Source organism: Micromonospora sp. M42 (assembly GCF_000568915.1).
GTDB classification, from domain to species: Bacteria; Actinomycetota; Actinomycetes; order Mycobacteriales; family Micromonosporaceae; genus Micromonospora; species Micromonospora chalcea.
This window is the reverse complement of record NZ_KK037233.1, coordinates 5,940,564-5,956,311: the sequence shown is the minus strand read 5'-3', so window position 1 is coordinate 5,956,311 and position 15,748 is coordinate 5,940,564. Positions and strand designations below refer to the sequence as shown.

The window sequence follows — 15,748 nt, the reverse complement described above, 5'->3', positions numbered from 1 at the left end:
TAAGCGGACGGGTTCGGAAAAGACACGCCGAACTCCCTTGCGCCACCCAGTCATCTCGGCCTATGGCGCGGCGGTCCGCCGAGCCCTAGAGTCGCGAGCACGCTTCATGTCTTGGAGGGTGCCTTGACGACCGCGCCGATGCCCGAGTTCCCCGCCGGCTTCCGCTGGGGGGTCTCCACCTCCGCGTACCAGATCGAGGGCGCGACCACTGCCGACGGTCGCGGTCCGTCCATCTGGGACACGTTCGCGCACGAGCCGGGCCGGGTCGCCGACGCCAGCACCGGCGACCGGGCCTGCGACCACTTCCACAGGTACGCCGAGGACACCGCGCTGCTGGCCGGGCTGGGGGTGTCCGCGTACCGGTTCTCGCTCGCCTGGCCCCGGATCCAGCCGGACGGCACGGGCCCGGCCAACGCCGCCGGGCTGGACTTCTACGACCGGCTGGTGGACGGCCTGCTCGCCGCCGGGGTGGACCCGGTCGCCACGCTGTTCCACTGGGACCTGCCGCAGCCGCTGGAGGACGCCGGCGGCTGGCTGAACCGGGACACCGCCGCGCGCTTCGCCGAGTACGCCGACCTGGCCGCCGCCCGGCTCGGCGACCGGGTGAAGCTCTGGATCACGCTCAACGAGCCGTTCATCCACATGAGCATGGGCTACGGCATGGGCGTGCACGCCCCCGGCCGGATGCTGCTGTTCGACGCCTTCCCGGTGGCCCACCACCAGCTTCTCGGGCACGGTCTCGCGGTCTCCGCGCTGCGCGCCCGCACCACGTCCCCGGTGGCGATCGCCAACAACTACTCCCCGGTGCGGGTCGCCGGCGACACCGACGCGGACCGGGCCGCCGCCGCGGCGTACGACGCGCTGCACAACCTCCTGTTCACCGATCCGCTGCTCGGGCGCGGCTACCCGGACGCTCCCGGCCTCGACCCGGCGGTGATCCGTGACGGCGACCTGGACGTGCTGGCCGCGCCGATCGACGTGCTGGGGGTCAACTACTACAACCCGACCGCCATCCGGGCGCCCGAGGCGGGCTCTCCGCTGCCGTTCGACATCGTGCCGCTGGAGGGCTACCCGCGTACCGCGTTCGACTGGCCGGTGGCCCCGGACGGCCTGCGCGACCTGCTGCTCCAACTGCACCGGCGGTACGGCGACGCGCTGCCGCCGATCCAGATCACCGAGAGCGGCTGCGCGTACGACGACGCGCCGGACGCCGACGGCCGGGTGCACGACCCGGAGCGGATCGCGTACCTGGACGGGCACATCCGCGCGGTGCGCGGGGCGATGGCCGAGGGCGTGCCGGTGACCGGGTACTTCGTCTGGTCGCTGCTGGACAACTGGGAGTGGGCCGAGGGCTTCACCAAGCGGTTCGGCCTGGTGCACGTCGACTTCGACACGCAGCGGCGGACGCCGAAGTCGTCGTACGCCTGGTTCCGGGACCTGGTCCGGCGGTGACCACTGTGAACCCGACGCCGGCCTCGCTGCCGGCGGCGCTCGCCGAACCGACGGTGCCGGTACGGCGGAGCTGGATCGCGCTGATCTTCGCGGCCAACCTGGGCGTCTGGATGGCGTTCTTCACCCCGATCCAGGTGCTGTTGCCGCAGCAGGTGGAACGGATCGCGCCGGCCGACAAGGAGGCGATGCTGGCGGTGGTCACCGGCATCGGCGCGCTCGCCGCGGTGCTGGCGAACCCGCTCGCCGGCGCGCTGTCCGACCGCACCTCGCTGCGGCTGGCCAACCGCCACTTCGGCCGCCGGCACGTCTGGACCGCGTTCGGCGCGGTGATCGGCGCGCTCGCCCTGGTGCTGCTGGCCCGGCAGAACACGATCGCCGGGGTGGCGGTGGCCTGGGTGGCCGCGCAGGTCTGCTTCAACGCAATGCTGGCCAGCCTCACCGCGGCGATCCCCGATCGGGTGCCGGTGGCGCAGCGTGGCGGCGTGTCCGGCTGGGTGGGCATCCCGCAGGCGCTGGGCCTGGTGCTGGGCGCGGTGCTGGTGACGGCCGTGGTGACCGGCAACGCCGCCGGGTACGCCGCGATCGCGCTCGCCGTGCTGCTGCTGTCGCTGCCGTTCGCGCTGCTGACCCAGGACGACCACCTGCCCCGGGAGCACCGCTCGCCGCTGCGGCTGCGCTCGCTGTTCTCCTCGATGTGGATCAGCCCGCGCCGCCACCCCGACTTCGCCTGGGCGTGGTTCACCAGGTTCCTGGTGCAGACCGGCAACGCGCTGGGCACGCTCTACCTGCTCTACTTCCTCACCGACGGGGTACGGGTGGCCGACCCCGAGGGCTCGCTGCTGATCCTGATCCTGCTCTACACGGTCGGCATGATGCTGACCGCCGTGGTCGCCGGGCGCATGTCCGACCGCTCCGGCCGGCGCAAGGTCTTCGTGATCGCCTCCGGGCTGATCATGGCGGTGGCGGCGACGCTACTGGCGGTGGCACCCACCTGGCCGATGGCGATCGTCGCGGCGCTGCTGCTCGGCGCCGGGTACGGCGTCTACCTGTCGGTGGACGCCGCGCTGATCACGCAGGTGCTGCCCGCCGCCACCGACCGGGCCAAGGACCTCGGCGTGATCAACATCGCCAACTCGGCGCCGCAGGTGCTCGGTCCGGCGCTGTCCGCACCGATCGTCGTGCACCTCGGCGGCTACCCGACGCTGTACGCGGTGACCGCGGCGGTCACGCTGCTCGGCAGCGCCCTGGTCGTGAAGATCCGCTCCGTGCCGTGACGCCCGCCGGCTGCCGCGCTTGTTAAGAAGGGGCCCCTTCACCTCCGGAGGCGTTAAGAAGGGGCCCTTCCTTTCTCGGTGGCGGCCCGCCGTAGGCTGGGGGACGTGACGGTACGTGTACGCTTCGCCCCCTCCCCGACCGGTATGTTCCACGTCGGCGGCGCCCGCTCGGCGCTGCAGAACTGGATCTTCGCCAAGCAGCAGGGCGGGGTGTTCGTGCTGCGCATCGAGGACACCGACGCGGCCCGCAACAAGCCCGAGTGGACCGAGGGCATCCTGTCCGCGCTGGAGTGGATCGGGATCGCGCGGGGCAGCTACGAGGGTCCGTACTTCCAGTCCTCGTACGCCGGTGAGCACCGGGCCGCCGCGCAGCGGCTGTACGAGGGCGGCCGGGCCTACTACTGCGACTGCACCCGCGAGGACGTGCAGGCGCGTACCGGGCCGCAGCAGCGCGGCTACGACGGCTTCTGCCGCGACCGCGGCCTGGGACCGGGCGAGGGCCGGGCGCTGCGCTTCCGTACGCCGGACGAGGGCGAGACCGTGGTGGTCGACCTGGTGCGCGGCGAGCCGACGTTCGAGAACAAGCTGATCGAGGACTTCGTCATCGCCCGCGGCGACGGCTCCCCGGTGTTCCTGCTGGCCAACGTCGTGGACGACATGTCGATGGGGATCACCCACGTGATCCGGGCCGAGGAGCACCTGCCGAACACCCCGAAGCAGCAGCTGCTGTGGGACGCGCTCGGGGTCAAGCCGCCGATCTGGGCGCACGTGCCGGTGGTGGTGAACGAGAAGCGGCAGAAGCTGTCCAAGCGGCGGGACAAGGTCGCGCTGGAGGCGTACCGGGACGAGGGCTACCTCGCCGACGCGATGCGCAACTACCTGATGCTGCTGGGCTGGGCGCCGTCGGGCGACCGGGAGATCGTGCCCTGGTCGGTGATCGAGGAGGAGTTCCGGCTGGACGAGGTCAACCCGTCCCCGGCGTTCTTCGACGAGAAGAAGCTGCGCGCGTTCAACGGCGACTACATCCGGGCGCTGCCGGTGGAGGACTTCGTCGCCGCCTGCCAGCCGTGGCTCACCGGCACCGACACCATCGCCCCGCCGCCGTGGCAGCCCGAGGAGTTCGACCCGGCCGCGTTCGCGGCGGTGGCTCCGCTGGCGCAGACCCGGATCGCGGTGCTCAGCGAGATCGTGCCGAACGTCGACTTCCTCTTCCTGGCGGACCCGCTGATCGACGAGGCGGCGTGGGCGAAGGCGATGAAGGAGGGCGCGGCCGACCTGCTGGACGCGGCGATCGTCGCGTTCGAGGCGCTGGAGTCCTGGGACGCGGAGTCGTTGAAGGCCACGCTGGAGGCGGTCGGCGCGGAGCGCGGGCTGAAGCTCGGCAAGGCGCAGGCGCCGGTACGGGTCGCGGTCACCGGCCGCACCGTCGGGCTGCCGCTGTTCGAGTCGCTGGAGGTGCTCGGCCGCGACCGTACGCTGACCCGGCTGCGCGCCGCCCGCGTACGCCTGGTCTGAGCGGCAGGCCCGCCGACGGCCCGGGCGTGTCGTGGCCGGGAGAAGGTGACCCTGTCGAGCGATATGCCTCTGAGTCATGATTATGACTCAGAGGCATATGCGTTTTCGGCGATCGTTGCGCCGGCCGCGTCACGCGGAGTATTCCCCGCGAGCCGGCTCCCGCTGACCGGCCGGCGTCAGCGGCGGGCGGCCCGGCGGCGCAGCAGCAGCCCGCCGCCCAGAGCGGCCAGCACCACCACCGCGCCGGCCGCCCACAGCCAGCCCGTACCCCCGTCGTCGTCCGCCTCGGCGGGGGCCGGGGTCGGGCTCGGCGCCGCGCTGGTAGGCGCGGCGGGCGCGGCACTCGTGGGCGGCGCGCTCGCCGACGGCGCCTCGGCGGGGGTGCCGGTGGTCAGGGTGAACCGGATCTCCCCCTTGATCGGATGGCCGTCGTCGGAGGCCAGCCGGTAGGTGACGATGTAGAGCCCGGCCGCGCCCGGCCGGAACGGCACGGTCACCCGCTTGCCGGAGAAGGTCGGCGCGCCGCCGGCAGCGGCCACGTTGTCCGGCCCGGTGACGGTGACCTCGGTCGTGGCTTCCTTCGGCGTGGCCAGGAACCGCAGCTCGATCCGCTCCGGCGCGGCGGCCAGCCGGGCCCCGTCGCGCGGATCGCTGCCGGTCAGCGAGTTGTGCGCGGCGGCCGGCGCGGCCGGCAGCAGCGCGAACGCCGCCACCACCCCGAGCACCACCAGCCAGGTACGCGCCGTACGGGCGACCCTGCCCCCCATGGTTCCCTCCGTCCGGGTAAGATCCGGCCGATGATCATCGACCGCTCGTTGGTCGGTCTCAGCTCGCAAATAGTTCCAAATACTCTTCCACCTGCTGCAACCGAGCGCCGTTCTGCGGAGTCTTTGTGGTGGACACCGGTCCAGTGTGACTGCAGCGGAAGCCAGCCATCGAACGGGGCGAGGAGGCGGCGATGATCCGGAAGGTGAGACGGCTGCTGATCGCCGTGACCGGGACGATGGCGGCCATCGCGTGCACACTGGCTCTGACCGGCGCGACGGCGGCCTACGCCGCCCCGAAACCGACGCCCGCGCCCGCCCCGACCGGCGTCGACATCACCGGCGACAAGCTCGACGAGCCGCTGCGGCTGCGCACCGACAGCCGGTCGGCCGACGTCCACCTGGTGATCGACCAGATCAAGTGGCTGGGCGCGACCGGCCAGCTGCGCGGCCCGGCCGCCGCGGACCTCGGTCCGAAGTACACGGTGGTGGTGCACGTCGCCGCCGGTCCGCAGCGCACCTACGACCTCTTTCCCCTGGCCAAGGGCGGCCCGCGGGTCTACCGGCCGGCGAAGCAGCCGGACCGGAGCAACCTCCGCGCGGGCTGGTTCCTCGGGCGGCTCAACATGCCGGAGACGCTGCGCTCGGTAGGCGTGCCGTTGCCGGCGCAGTTCGACACGCTCGCCGGTGGCATCGGCGGCGGCGAGCGGGTACTGCCGGAGGAGGCGCTCGACCCGGTGGGCGAACTCGACACCGCCCTCGGCGAACTCCAGCGGCTGCTGCTGCTCAACGTGGGCGTCGTGCTGGTCATCACCGCCGGGCTCGCCGGCATCGCGCTGCTGGTGCGCCGCCGCACCCGCTGAGCCCGGCCCGACACCGCGTCGGCGTCAACCCGCCCGGCTCCGCGTCAGCACCAGCGACGCGGCGGGCGCTCCCGGCGGACCGTACGGTTGCGTGGGCGTACCGCGCCGTGGCGGTGGGCGCCCGCCCAGCCCGCCAGGTCGCTGCGACAACCCTGCTCCGGCGACGCCTCGTCCGCGAGATGCGCCGGCTCGACGGCCCGCTGACGGGGCACCGCCGGCTCGTCCTCGGCGCGCTCCGCGGCCCGGCCGACGGCCTGCTCGCCCTGGTGGTGCAGGCACGGCCGACGCGGGTGCGTGGCCGTGACCGGCTGGTCGTGGCCACGCCGGCACGGCTCGCCCTGGGCGCAACCGTGCTCGGCCTCCCCCTGCGCCATCCCGGCCTCCTCACCGTCGCCCTCGCGCGCCCGCCGGAACAGCCCGGGCGCGCCCTGACACCGTACTGGCCCACCCGGACAAGATCGCCAGCGCGTACCGGTGGAGATCGTCACGCCACGGCGAAGCCGCCACCTCGGAGTGGAACCGCTGCTCAGCGCATGTCAGGCTGGTGCGGTGAGCGAACCGGGCGGCACGGAGACGTCGGCGACGCTGCGCCGTATCGAACGGGCGGCGGGCGGCCTGGCCACCGCCAGCGTGGCCCGGATGGACGAGACACTGCCCTGGTTCCGCGACCTGCCCGCCGACCAGCGCTCCTGGGTCATGCTCGTGGCCCAGGCCGGCGTGCGGTCACTGGTGCAGTGGCTGCGCCAGGGTGGCGGCGCCACCGACCGCACCCAGGAGGTGTCGGACGAGGTCTTCGCCGCCGCGCCGCAGGCGCTGGCCCGCTCGATCAGCCTCCAGCAGACCGTGGCGCTGATCAAGGTGACCATCGACGTGGTCGAGGAGCAGGTGTCGGAGCTGGCCGTGCCGGGCGAGGAGCAGTCGCTGCGGGAGGCGGTGCTGCGCTTCTCCCGGGAGATCGCGTTCGCCGCCGCGCGGGTCTACGCCCGGGCCGCCGAGAGCCGCGGCTCCTGGGACGCCCGGTTGCAGGCGCTCCTGGTCGACGCGTTGCTGCGCGGCGACTCCCCGGACGTGCTGGCCAGCCGGGCCGCCGCGCTCGGCTGGACGGACGCCCCACCGGTCGCGGTGGCGGTCGGCCGTTCCCCCGGCGGCGAGGTGGCCGCCGTGCTGCACACCGTCTACCGGCAGGCCCGGCGGATCGGCGTCGAGGTGATCGGCGGCGTGCACGGCGACCGGCTGGTCATCGTGCTGGGCGGGGCGGCCGACCCGGTGGCGGCCACGGAGAAGCTGCGTACCGCCTTCGGTGAGGGGCCGGTGGTGGTCGGCCCGGCGGTGCCCAGCCTGGACGAGGCCACCGAGTCGGCGCGGGCCGCGCTGGCCGGCTTCCGGGCCGCGCCGGCCTGGCCGACCGCGCCGTGCCCGGTCGCCGCGGACGAGTTGCTGCCGGAACGGGCGCTGGCCGGCGACACCGAGGCCCGCCGCCGGTTGCGCCACGACGTGTACGCGGCACTGGCCCGCTCCGGCGGCGAGCTGCTGGAGACGCTGGACGCGTTCTTCGCCGCCGGTGGCACGCTGGAGAGCGCCGCCCGGGCGCTCTTCGTGCACCCGAACACCGTGCGCTACCGCCTGAAGCGGATCGCCGAGGTGACCGCCTTCTCGCCGCTGGCCCCGCGCGACGCCTTCGCGCTGCAGGTGGCGCTGACTGTGGGTAGGCTCGACCCGGTGGTACCGGGGGTCTCCGACCGGCGATGACCGCCCACCGATTTTTGTAGGTTTCCTCCAAAGGTTCTAGTGCGGTTTCGTGCCGTGCGTTACAGCGCGACCCGCGAGTATCCGTCAGAGTCGTACACGTGCTCGCCGTACTCTCTCCGGGACAGGGTTCGCAGAAGCCCGGCTTCCTCGCTCCGTGGCTCGACCTCGACGGTGTCGAGGCGCGCCTGCGCTGGTGGTCGGCCCTGGCCGGGGTGGACCTGATCCATTTGGGCACCCGGGCGGACGCGGACGAGATCAAGGACACCGCCCGTACCCAGCCGCTGCTGGTCGCCGCCGCGCTGCTCGCCGCCGAGCACCTGCCGATGCACGACGTCGCGCTGGTCGCCGGGCACAGCGTGGGTGAGCTGGGCGCCGCCGCCCTGGCCGGGGCACTGCCGGCCGAGGCCGCCGTGACGCTCGCCGGCGTACGCGGACACGAGATGGCCGCGGCCTGCGCGCTGGAACCGACCGGGATGGCCGCGGTGCTCGGCGGTGACCCGGACGAGGTGCTCGCCGCGCTCCAGTCCCACGGGCTGCACCCGGCCAACCGCAACGGCGCCGGTCAGATCGTGGCCGCCGGTGCGATCGACGGGCTGGACAAGCTCGCCGCCGAACCGCCGGCCCGCACCCGGATCATCCGGCTCCAGGTGGCCGGCGCGTTCCACACGCCGTACATGGCGCCGGCCGAGGCCGCGCTGGCCGCCGTCGCCGCCGGTGTCACCGCCTCCGCCCCGGCCCGGATCCTGCTGTCCAACCTCGACGGCGCGCCGGTCGGGCACGGCCCGGAGACGCTGCAGCGGCTGGTCCGGCAGGTCACCGCCCCGGTCCGCTGGGACCTGTGCATGCGTACGCTGGCCGACCTCGGGGTCACCGGCGTGATCGAGCTGCCGCCCGCCGGCACCCTCGCCGGACTGGTCAAGCGGGAACTCAAGGGCGAGGGCGCGCCCGAGATCGTCACCCTGAACACCCCCGCCGACCTGCCCGCCGCGCGGCGGCTGGTCGCCCGGCACGCCGGTCCCGCCCGCCCGTACGCGCCGTGGTTCCGGATGGTCGTCTCCCCCGCCGCCGGCCGCCTCGCCCGGGCGGCCGAGGCGACGGTGGGCGCCGAGGTACGCGCCGGCCAGGTCCTCGGCCACGTCACCGGAGCGCAGGGGCCGGTCGAGGTGACCGCACACGACAACGGGCTGCTCACCGAGTGGCTCGCGCACCACGACGACCCGGTCGCCCCGGGCCAGCCCCTCGTCCGCATCGGAGGAACGCACTAAATGGCCGGCAGCCGGATCGTCGCGATGGGGCACTACCAGCCCTCCCGCGTCGTCACGAACGACGAGATCGCGCAGATGGTGGACACCAGCGACGAATGGATCCGGGACCGGGTCGGCATCGCCACCCGGCGGATCGCGGGCGACGAGACGGTCGCCGACATGGCCACCGCCGCCGCCGGCAAGGCGCTCGCCAACTCCGGCCTCACCGCCGCCGACATCGACATGGTCGTGGTGGCCACCTGCTCGTCGGTGGACCGCAGTCCCAACGTGGCCTGCCGGGTCGCGGCGAAGCTCGGCGTCACCGCGCCCGCCGCGTACGACCTCAACACCGCCTGCTCCGGCTTCGCGTACGGGCTGGGCACCGTGGACCACGCGATCCGGGCCGGCGCGGCGCGCAACGCGATCGTCGTCGGCGCCGAGAAGCTCTCCGACTTCACCGACTGGACCGACCGCTCGACCTGCATCATCTTCGCCGACGGCGCCGGGGCGGCCGTGGTGACCGCGACCGCCGACGACGAGCCGGCCGGGATCGGGCCGGTGGTCTGGGGCTCCGCGCCGGAGAAGAGCGACGCGGTACGCATCGAGGGCTGGCAGCCGTACATCGCGCAGGAGGGGCAGTCGGTGTTCCGCTGGGCCACCACCGCGCTGGCCCCGCTCGCGCTGCAGGCCTGCGAGCGGGCCGGCGTGGCCCCGTCGGAGCTGGCCGCGTTCGTGCCGCACCAGGCCAACGGCCGGATCATCGACGGCATCGCGAAGCGGCTGAACATTCCGGACGCGATCATCGCCAAGGACATCGTCGAGTCCGGCAACACGTCGGCGGCGAGCATCCCGCTGGCCCTGTCGAAGCTGGTCGAGCGGCGCGAGGTGCCCTCGGGCGCCCCGGTCCTGCTGTTCGGCTTCGGCGGCGGCCTGACCTACGCCGGTCAGGTCGTGCGCTGCCCCTGAGACCCCCTCGGGCGCGAACGCGCCGAGGCGCGTGACCGGCGACGCCGGTCACCGGTAACCCCCGATGAGAGGAACCAACCGTAATGACCCGTGACGAGATCACCGCCGGCCTCGCCGAGATCCTCGAAGAGGTTGCCGGGGTGAACCCGGACGACGTGGCCGAGGGGAAGTCCTTCACCGACGACCTCGACGTCGACTCGCTCTCCATGGTGGAGGTCGTGGTGGCGGCCGAGGAGAAGTTCGGCGTCAAGATCCCGGACAACGAGGTGCAGAACCTCAAGACGGTCGGTGACGCGGTCAGCTACATCGAGGCGCAGTCCTGATCATGAGTCGTCCCGACGTCGTCGTCACCGGGCTCGGCGCGACGACCCCGCTCGGCGGGGACGTCGCGTCGACCTGGGACGCCATGCTCGCCGGCCGCTCCGGGGTGAGTGCGCTCACCCAGGAGTGGGCGGCGGACCTGCCCGTCCGGATCGCCGCCCAGCTGGCGGTGGACCCGTCCGAGGTGCTGGACCGGGTGAAGCTGCGCCGGCTGGACCGCTCGGAGGCCATCGCCATCATCGCCGCCCGGCAGGCGTGGGCCGACGCCGGGCTGGCCGAGGCCGGGCCGGACCCGGAGCGCCTGGCGGTCAGCGTCGGCTCGGGCATCGGCGGCGCCACCACCCTGCTCGCCCAGGACGACATCCTGGAGAAGTCGGGCCCGCGGCGGGTCTCCCCGCACACCATCCCGATGCTGATGCCGAACGGTCCGGCCGCCTGGGTCGGGCTGGAGCTGGGCGCCAAGGCCGGCGTGCACACCGTGGCCAGCGCCTGCGCGACCGGCGCGGAGGCGATCGCGCTCGGTCTGGACATCATCCGCGCCGGCCGGGCCGACGTGGTGGTGGCCGGCGGCACCGAGGCGGTCATCCACCCGCTGCCGATCGCCGGCTTCAGCTCGATGCGGGCCATGTCGACCCGCAACGACGAGCCGGAGCGGGCCTCCCGGCCGTGGGACTCCGGTCGCGACGGCTTCGTCCTCGGTGAGGGCGCGGGCGTGGTGATCCTGGAGCGCGCCGACCACGCCGCCGCCCGGGGCGCCCGGGTGTACGCGCGCCTGGCCGGCGCGGGGATCACCTCGGACGCGTACGACATCGTGCAGCCGCACGCCGAGGGCGAGGGCGCGATCCGGGCCATCGCCCGGGCGGTCGCCGACGCGGACGTGGCCCGTACCGACATCGTGCACGTCAACGCACACGCCACCTCGACCCCGGTCGGGGACATGCTGGAGATCGGCGCGCTGCGCCAGGCGGTCGGCGACCACCCGGTGCTCACCGCCACCAAGTCGATGACCGGGCACCTGCTCGGCGCGGCCGGCGCGCTGGAGTCGATCGCCACCATCCTGGCCATCCGGGACGGCGTGATCCCGCCGACGATCAACCTGGACGACCCGGACGAGGGCCTCACCCTGGACGTCGCCGCGCACAAGGCGCGGCACATGGAGATCCCGGCGGCGCTGAACAACGCGTTCGGCTTCGGCGGGCACAACGTGGCGCTGGTCTTCACCCGCCCCTGACGTAAGGAAGGGCCCCTTCTTAACAGCCGACTGTTAAGAAGGGGCCCTTCCTCTACCGCAGGCGTTAAGAAGGGGCCCTTCCTTACACCTCAGCGGTTGCGGGGGTGTAGGCGGGCGGTGCGCTCGTTGCCCCGCCGGTAGTTGCCGGTCCACCGGGCCATGGCCCGCTGCGGATCGTCGTCGACCTCGGCCAGGAACTGCGCCGCCCGGCCGCCGCGAAGCGTGCCCGCGACCCGGCCGTGATGCGTGATCACCACCGTGCCGTCGGCGCGCTGGACGTACCGGAATCCCTGTGCTGCCTCTCCCATGGCGCCACCCTGCCAGCCGGCCGCCCCGGGCCGCACCCGAGTTACCGGCGGCGGCGGTCAGGTGCGGCAGGTGGTGGCGGGCAGGCCGGAGACCGGCACCGGGGAGCGGCCGCCCGGGCGGGCCTTGCCGGCGAGCACCGCGGCGAGGCCGTTCATCGAGGCCCGGGTGGACGAGTAGGTCGCCATCAGCGTCGGGGACTTCGCCCCGGACAGCACGTACGGCGTGTCCATCGCCACCGTCACGGCGGCGTCGGCGCGCAGGTCCTTCGCGCCGTCGCCGTACCCGACCAGGTGCACCACCGTGCCGCCGGAGGGCACCACCTTGACGCCGGCCGCGGTGAGCGCCTCGGTCAGCAGCTTGCGGGTGCGCTCCCGGCCACCGGAGGAGGTCACGCTCACCGGTCCGGTCACCGCGCCGCCGCACTTGCCGCGCAGCACAGTCACCGCGGCGGTGGCGAGGTCGTCGGCGGCCTTGCGGTGTGCCGCGCCGTCGAGCGTGGACAGCGCTGGCGTGTCCCGCCCGGCCAGCCGGAACTTCATGGTGAGCACCCGGGTGACCGCCTCGACCAGGCGGGCGCGGGGCAGCGAGCCGTCCTTGAGCGCGGCGCGCAGCCCGTCGTACGCCTGGGTGACGTTCGGCGTCATCAGGATGAGGTCGTTGCCGGCGTTGAGCGCGCGCACGGCCGCCTCACCGGGTGACCACTTCTTGGCCGGGGCCATGTTCATCCCGTCGGTGATCACCACGCCCTGGAAGCCGAGCTGGCCGCGCAGCACGTCGGTGAGCAGCTTGCGGGAGAACGTGGCGGGGGTGCCCGGGTCGACCGCCTTGACGTCCAGGTGGGCCGACATCACCGCCATGGCCCCGGCGCCGATCCCGGCCCGGAACGGCGGGAACGCGATCCGGTCCAGATCGGCGCGGGACTGCTTGATCACGGGCAGCTCGGTGTGCGAGTCCTCGGCGCTCAGGCCGTGCCCGGGGAAGTGCTTGACCGCCGCGCCGACGCCCTCGGCCTGCAGGCCGCGTACCGCGCCGGCCACCTGGGGGGACGCGGTCGCCGGGTCCGCGCCGAAGGACCGGGAGCCGATCACCGTGCTGCGGGTGACGAGCACGTCGGCGACCGGGGCGAAGTCGAGGTTGATGCCCATCGCGGCCAGCTCGGCCCCGGCGGCCCGCCAGGCGGCCTCGGTCAGCGCCGGGTTCCCGGCGGCGCCGGCCGCGAGCGGGCTGGGCAGCAGCGTCACGCCGTCGGTGATCCGGGTGACCACGCCGTACTCCTGGTCGGTGCCGATCAGGAACGGCGCGGCGCCGGCGGGCAGCTTGCCGGCGGCGGCGCGCAGCCCGTCGGTGAGCGCCCGGACCTGCTTCGGGTTGTCGACGTTGGTGGTGGCCTGGTTGCCGGAGGTGGGGTCGTCGGCGCTGAAGCCGACCAGGATGACGCCGCCGAGCCGGTACTTCGCCACCATCTCGGCGGGGGTGTCGACGCCGGCCAGCGCGCGGTTGCCGGCCGCCGAGCCGGCCGAGACCTCGGTGGCCGAGCTGCCGTAGGCGTACGGCATCAGCACCTGCCCGACCAGGTCCTCGTCGCTCAGCGTGCCGACCAGCGCGGCGGCGCGGGCGGCCGGGTCAGCGGCCGGGGACTCGCTCGGCGCGGGCGCGGCCGACGACGGCGCCGGACTCGTCGGGGTGGGACGGGGCCGGTCCGGCCCGTCCGAGCACCCGGAGACGAGCAGCGCGGTCAGTGCGGCGAGCGCGACGGCGGAGCGCCGCGGGGAAATCGACACGCGGCCCACCGTATCGGGGCAACTCGGCCGCCGTCACCCGACCCGGGTGAGCAGCGTCACCGGGGCGCCGTCGCCGGCGTAACGGTAGGGCTCCAGTTCGGCGTCCCAGGCGGTGCCCAGCGCCTTGTCCAGCGCGTGGGCGAGCGCCTCCGGGCTGCGGGCGGCGGCCATCAGGCTGCGCAGCCGGTCCTCGCCGAGCTGGATGTCACCGGCCGCGCCGACGGCGGCCCGGAACAGGCCCCGGCCCGGTACGTACATGAAACGCTCGCCGTCGACGCCGGGACTGGGTTCCTCGGTGACCTCGAAACGGATCATGGGCCACTGCCGGAGGGCAGCGGCCAGCTCCGCGCCGGTCCCCGGGCTGCCGGTCCAGCCGCACTCGGCGCGACGAGCGCCCGGATCGGCGGGCTGCGCCGTCCAGTGCAGGTTGACCGGCGCGGCGAGGACGCGCGCGATCGCCCACTCGACGTGCGAGCACACGGCGAGCGGGGTCGAGTGGACGTATACGACGCCACGCGTTGGCACGGTGACCTCCCGGTGAGCCGAGGTGCGTCTTCCCCTACGACCTCGTCCTACCGAGTGGTACCTGGACACACATGATGACCCGTGTGACTGGTGGTGCGCCAGCGAATCGGAAAATTCGCCGGTCCCAGCCGGCGGGAAATACCCGGGAGGTGGAGCCGGTTGTGCCCTCTGACGCCGCGACGACCAGCCAGGTGTCGCGGTCGTGTACAGTTCTCTGGGCGGTTCTGTGTGCCGCCGTACATCTTCGCGGGCAGGCGCTCAACCCGGGCGTCACTCGCACAGCCCCCGGACGGCTTTCCGTCCCCACCGTACGTCTGCAAGGAGTACCTCCGTGGCGAGCAACACCTCTAAGACCGCGCGCGCGTCAGTCCGGGCCGGCCAGGCTGGCCAGGGTGGCGCCCTCAGCGTGCTGGGCGAGTTCAAGTACCTGATCCCGCTCAACGGCGGCAAGCACGCCTACGTGCGCAACCTGACCAACGGCAAGACCGCGCACCTGCGCACCGACTCCGAGGCCTTCGTCGAGGAGATCCGGGTGCTGGCCGCCGCCGGCCACGCCGCCAAGATCCGGGCTGAGATCAACGGCCTCGCCGCCGCCCACCCGGACCACGGCTGGGAGGCCACCGAGAAGCGCCTGGTCGAGGCCGGCGTCTTCGAGGGCTGAGCACCCTTCACCCGCACCACCGCGACCGCCCGCCGGGATCACCCGGCGGGCGGTTTCGCGTCTGCTCCTGCGGCAGCAGCGTCACCTCACCGGTGGCGGATCGCCGGCGGATGCGCGTCCGGCTCGTCCATAGGCCGGACGCGAATCTTCTCCCCGCCCCGGTTGCCGTGGTGTCATGACGGGTAACGCCGGTGTCACCGCCGGGACACCCGGTGGACGCAAACCGGACGGGCTCGGGGGTGGCGACATGGAACTGCGGCTTCCGGACGGCGTACGCCTGCACGTGACGGTCACCGGGCCGGTCGACGCCGAGGTCACCGTGGTGATGCTGCACGGCTGGACGCTCGACGGCCGCAGCTGGCACCGTCAGGTCGCCGAGCTGCGGGAACGGTTCGGCGACCGGGTCCGCCTGGTCACCTACGACGCGCGCGGCCACGGCCGGTCGAGCTGCCTGGCGCTGCGCGACGCCACGCTCGCCCAGCTCGGCGACGACCTCGCCACCGTGGTCGACGAGATCGCCCCGTCCGGGCCGATCGTGCTGGTCGGGCACTCGATGGGCGGAATGACGGTGATGGAGTACGCCCACCGCCACGCCGACCGGTTCGCGGCGCGTACCGCCGGGCTGGTCTTCGTCTCGACCACTGCCGAGGGGCACACGCACACCGTCTACGGCCTGTCCCCCCGCATCACGAGGTTGATCCGGCTCGCCGAGACCACCGGCGCCGGGGTGCTGGCCCGGTGCGGCGGCTGGCGGCCACCGCACGCGCTGCTGCGCGCGCTGCGCCCGAGCATCCGCTGGATGCTGTTCGGCGACCGCTGCGACCCGGCGGACATCCGGCTGGTCACCTCGGCGGTGGCCCGGGCCACGCTGCGCTCGATCGGCGGGTTCCGCGCCTCGATCGGGGCGCAGCACCGGCTGGAGACGCTCGCCGCGCTGGGCGGGCTGCCGGCCCCGCGCTGGTCGGGGACCGGGACCGGCTCACCCCGCCGCCGTGCCCGAGTCGATCGCGGCGGCGCTGCCCACCACGGAGCTGACCGTCTGCCCGGGCGCCGGTCACATGCTGATGATGGAGCGCCCGGACCAGGTGAACGA

At 73.8% G+C, this 15,748-nt stretch carries 15 protein-coding genes and 1 pseudogene; 11 read left to right on the top strand and 5 right to left on the bottom strand.

Annotated features, from left to right (window positions below):
* Nucleotides 1-138: 138 nt before the first annotated feature.
* The 3 genes from MCBG_RS27555 to gltX all read left to right on the top strand — a co-directional run bounded on the left by MCBG_RS27555 (nucleotide 139) and on the right by gltX (nucleotide 4,241).
* Entirely contained in the window at nucleotides 139-1,452 is a 1,314-nt protein-coding gene (locus MCBG_RS27555; protein ID WP_043329210.1) for a GH1 family beta-glucosidase, read from the top strand.
* Nucleotides 1,449-2,726: an MFS transporter gene (locus MCBG_RS27550; RefSeq protein ID WP_043329208.1), complete on the top strand. Its 1,278-nt coding sequence runs from the start codon at nucleotides 1,449-1,451 to the stop codon at nucleotides 2,724-2,726. The genes MCBG_RS27555 and MCBG_RS27550 overlap by 4 nt, the downstream gene beginning before the upstream one ends.
* Nucleotides 2,727-2,831: 105 nt before the next feature.
* Nucleotides 2,832-4,241 (top strand): glutamate--tRNA ligase, encoded by a 1,410-nt coding sequence (gltX, locus tag MCBG_RS27545; protein WP_082931128.1) that lies wholly within the window; start codon nucleotides 2,832-2,834, stop codon nucleotides 4,239-4,241.
* Between the two features lie 176 nt (nucleotides 4,242-4,417).
* On the opposite strand, the gene MCBG_RS27540 is transcribed toward gltX, so the two are convergent.
* Nucleotides 4,418-5,008 carry a copper resistance CopC family protein gene (locus MCBG_RS27540; RefSeq protein WP_043329202.1) on the bottom strand — a complete coding sequence of 197 codons (591 nt, stop codon included), beginning with the start codon at nucleotides 5,006-5,008 and terminating at the stop codon, nucleotides 4,418-4,420.
* Nucleotides 5,009-5,199: 191 nt separating this feature from the next.
* Here MCBG_RS27540 and MCBG_RS27535 point away from each other — a divergent pair, with 191 nt between their 5' ends.
* A complete protein-coding gene (locus MCBG_RS27535; protein ID WP_043329199.1) occupies nucleotides 5,200-5,868 on the top strand; it encodes a hypothetical protein in 669 nt (222 codons plus the stop codon).
* A 44-nt stretch (nucleotides 5,869-5,912) separates the two neighbouring features.
* On the opposite strand, the gene MCBG_RS27530 is transcribed toward MCBG_RS27535, so the two are convergent.
* Nucleotides 5,913-6,242: a hypothetical protein gene (locus tag MCBG_RS27530; RefSeq protein WP_043329196.1), complete on the bottom strand. Its 330-nt coding sequence runs from the start codon at nucleotides 6,240-6,242 to the stop codon at nucleotides 5,913-5,915.
* 100 nt (nucleotides 6,243-6,342) lie between these two features.
* Here MCBG_RS27530 and MCBG_RS27525 point away from each other — a divergent pair, with 100 nt between their 5' ends.
* From MCBG_RS27525 to fabF, 5 genes are all read left to right on the top strand, one after another.
* The gene (locus MCBG_RS27525) at nucleotides 6,343-7,617 is read left to right on the top strand and encodes a PucR family transcriptional regulator (protein WP_274479170.1); all 1,275 of its coding nucleotides are present in this window, start codon (nucleotides 6,343-6,345) and stop codon (nucleotides 7,615-7,617) included.
* 98 nt (nucleotides 7,618-7,715) lie between these two features.
* Nucleotides 7,716-8,882 carry an acyltransferase domain-containing protein gene (locus tag MCBG_RS27520; RefSeq protein ID WP_043329191.1) on the top strand — a complete coding sequence of 389 codons (1,167 nt, stop codon included), beginning with the start codon at nucleotides 7,716-7,718 and terminating at the stop codon, nucleotides 8,880-8,882.
* Nucleotides 8,883-9,827: a beta-ketoacyl-ACP synthase III gene (locus MCBG_RS27515; protein ID WP_043329189.1), complete on the top strand. Its 945-nt coding sequence runs from the start codon at nucleotides 8,883-8,885 to the stop codon at nucleotides 9,825-9,827.
* Nucleotides 9,828-9,910: 83 nt separating this feature from the next.
* Nucleotides 9,911-10,150, top strand: coding sequence for an acyl carrier protein (locus tag MCBG_RS27510; protein WP_007072348.1), 240 nt, complete (start codon nucleotides 9,911-9,913; stop codon nucleotides 10,148-10,150).
* Between the two features lie 2 nt (nucleotides 10,151-10,152).
* Nucleotides 10,153-11,379 (top strand): beta-ketoacyl-ACP synthase II, encoded by a 1,227-nt coding sequence (fabF, locus tag MCBG_RS27505; protein ID WP_030503633.1) that lies wholly within the window; start codon nucleotides 10,153-10,155, stop codon nucleotides 11,377-11,379.
* A gap of 89 nt (nucleotides 11,380-11,468) precedes the next feature.
* Here fabF and MCBG_RS27500 read toward each other — a convergent pair whose 3' ends face one another.
* The 3 genes from MCBG_RS27500 to MCBG_RS27490 are packed head-to-tail and all read right to left on the bottom strand — an operon-like array spanning nucleotide 11,469 to nucleotide 13,994.
* Nucleotides 11,469-11,687, bottom strand: a complete 219-nt coding sequence (locus MCBG_RS27500) for a hypothetical protein (RefSeq protein WP_043331041.1) — start codon at nucleotides 11,685-11,687, stop codon at nucleotides 11,469-11,471.
* A gap of 57 nt (nucleotides 11,688-11,744) precedes the next feature.
* Nucleotides 11,745-13,469, bottom strand: a complete 1,725-nt coding sequence (locus tag MCBG_RS27495; RefSeq protein ID WP_043329186.1) for a glycoside hydrolase family 3 protein — start codon at nucleotides 13,467-13,469, stop codon at nucleotides 11,745-11,747.
* Between the two features lie 33 nt (nucleotides 13,470-13,502).
* Entirely contained in the window at nucleotides 13,503-13,994 is a 492-nt protein-coding gene (locus MCBG_RS27490; protein ID WP_013287841.1) for a DUF3145 domain-containing protein, read from the bottom strand.
* A 331-nt stretch (nucleotides 13,995-14,325) separates the two neighbouring features.
* Here MCBG_RS27490 and MCBG_RS27485 point away from each other — a divergent pair, with 331 nt between their 5' ends.
* Nucleotides 14,326-14,655 carry a hypothetical protein gene (locus tag MCBG_RS27485; RefSeq protein ID WP_043329183.1) on the top strand — a complete coding sequence of 110 codons (330 nt, stop codon included), beginning with the start codon at nucleotides 14,326-14,328 and terminating at the stop codon, nucleotides 14,653-14,655.
* Nucleotides 14,656-14,902: 247 nt separating this feature from the next.
* Nucleotides 14,903-15,748, top strand: a pseudogene (locus MCBG_RS27480) (alpha/beta fold hydrolase); the annotation flags it as partial.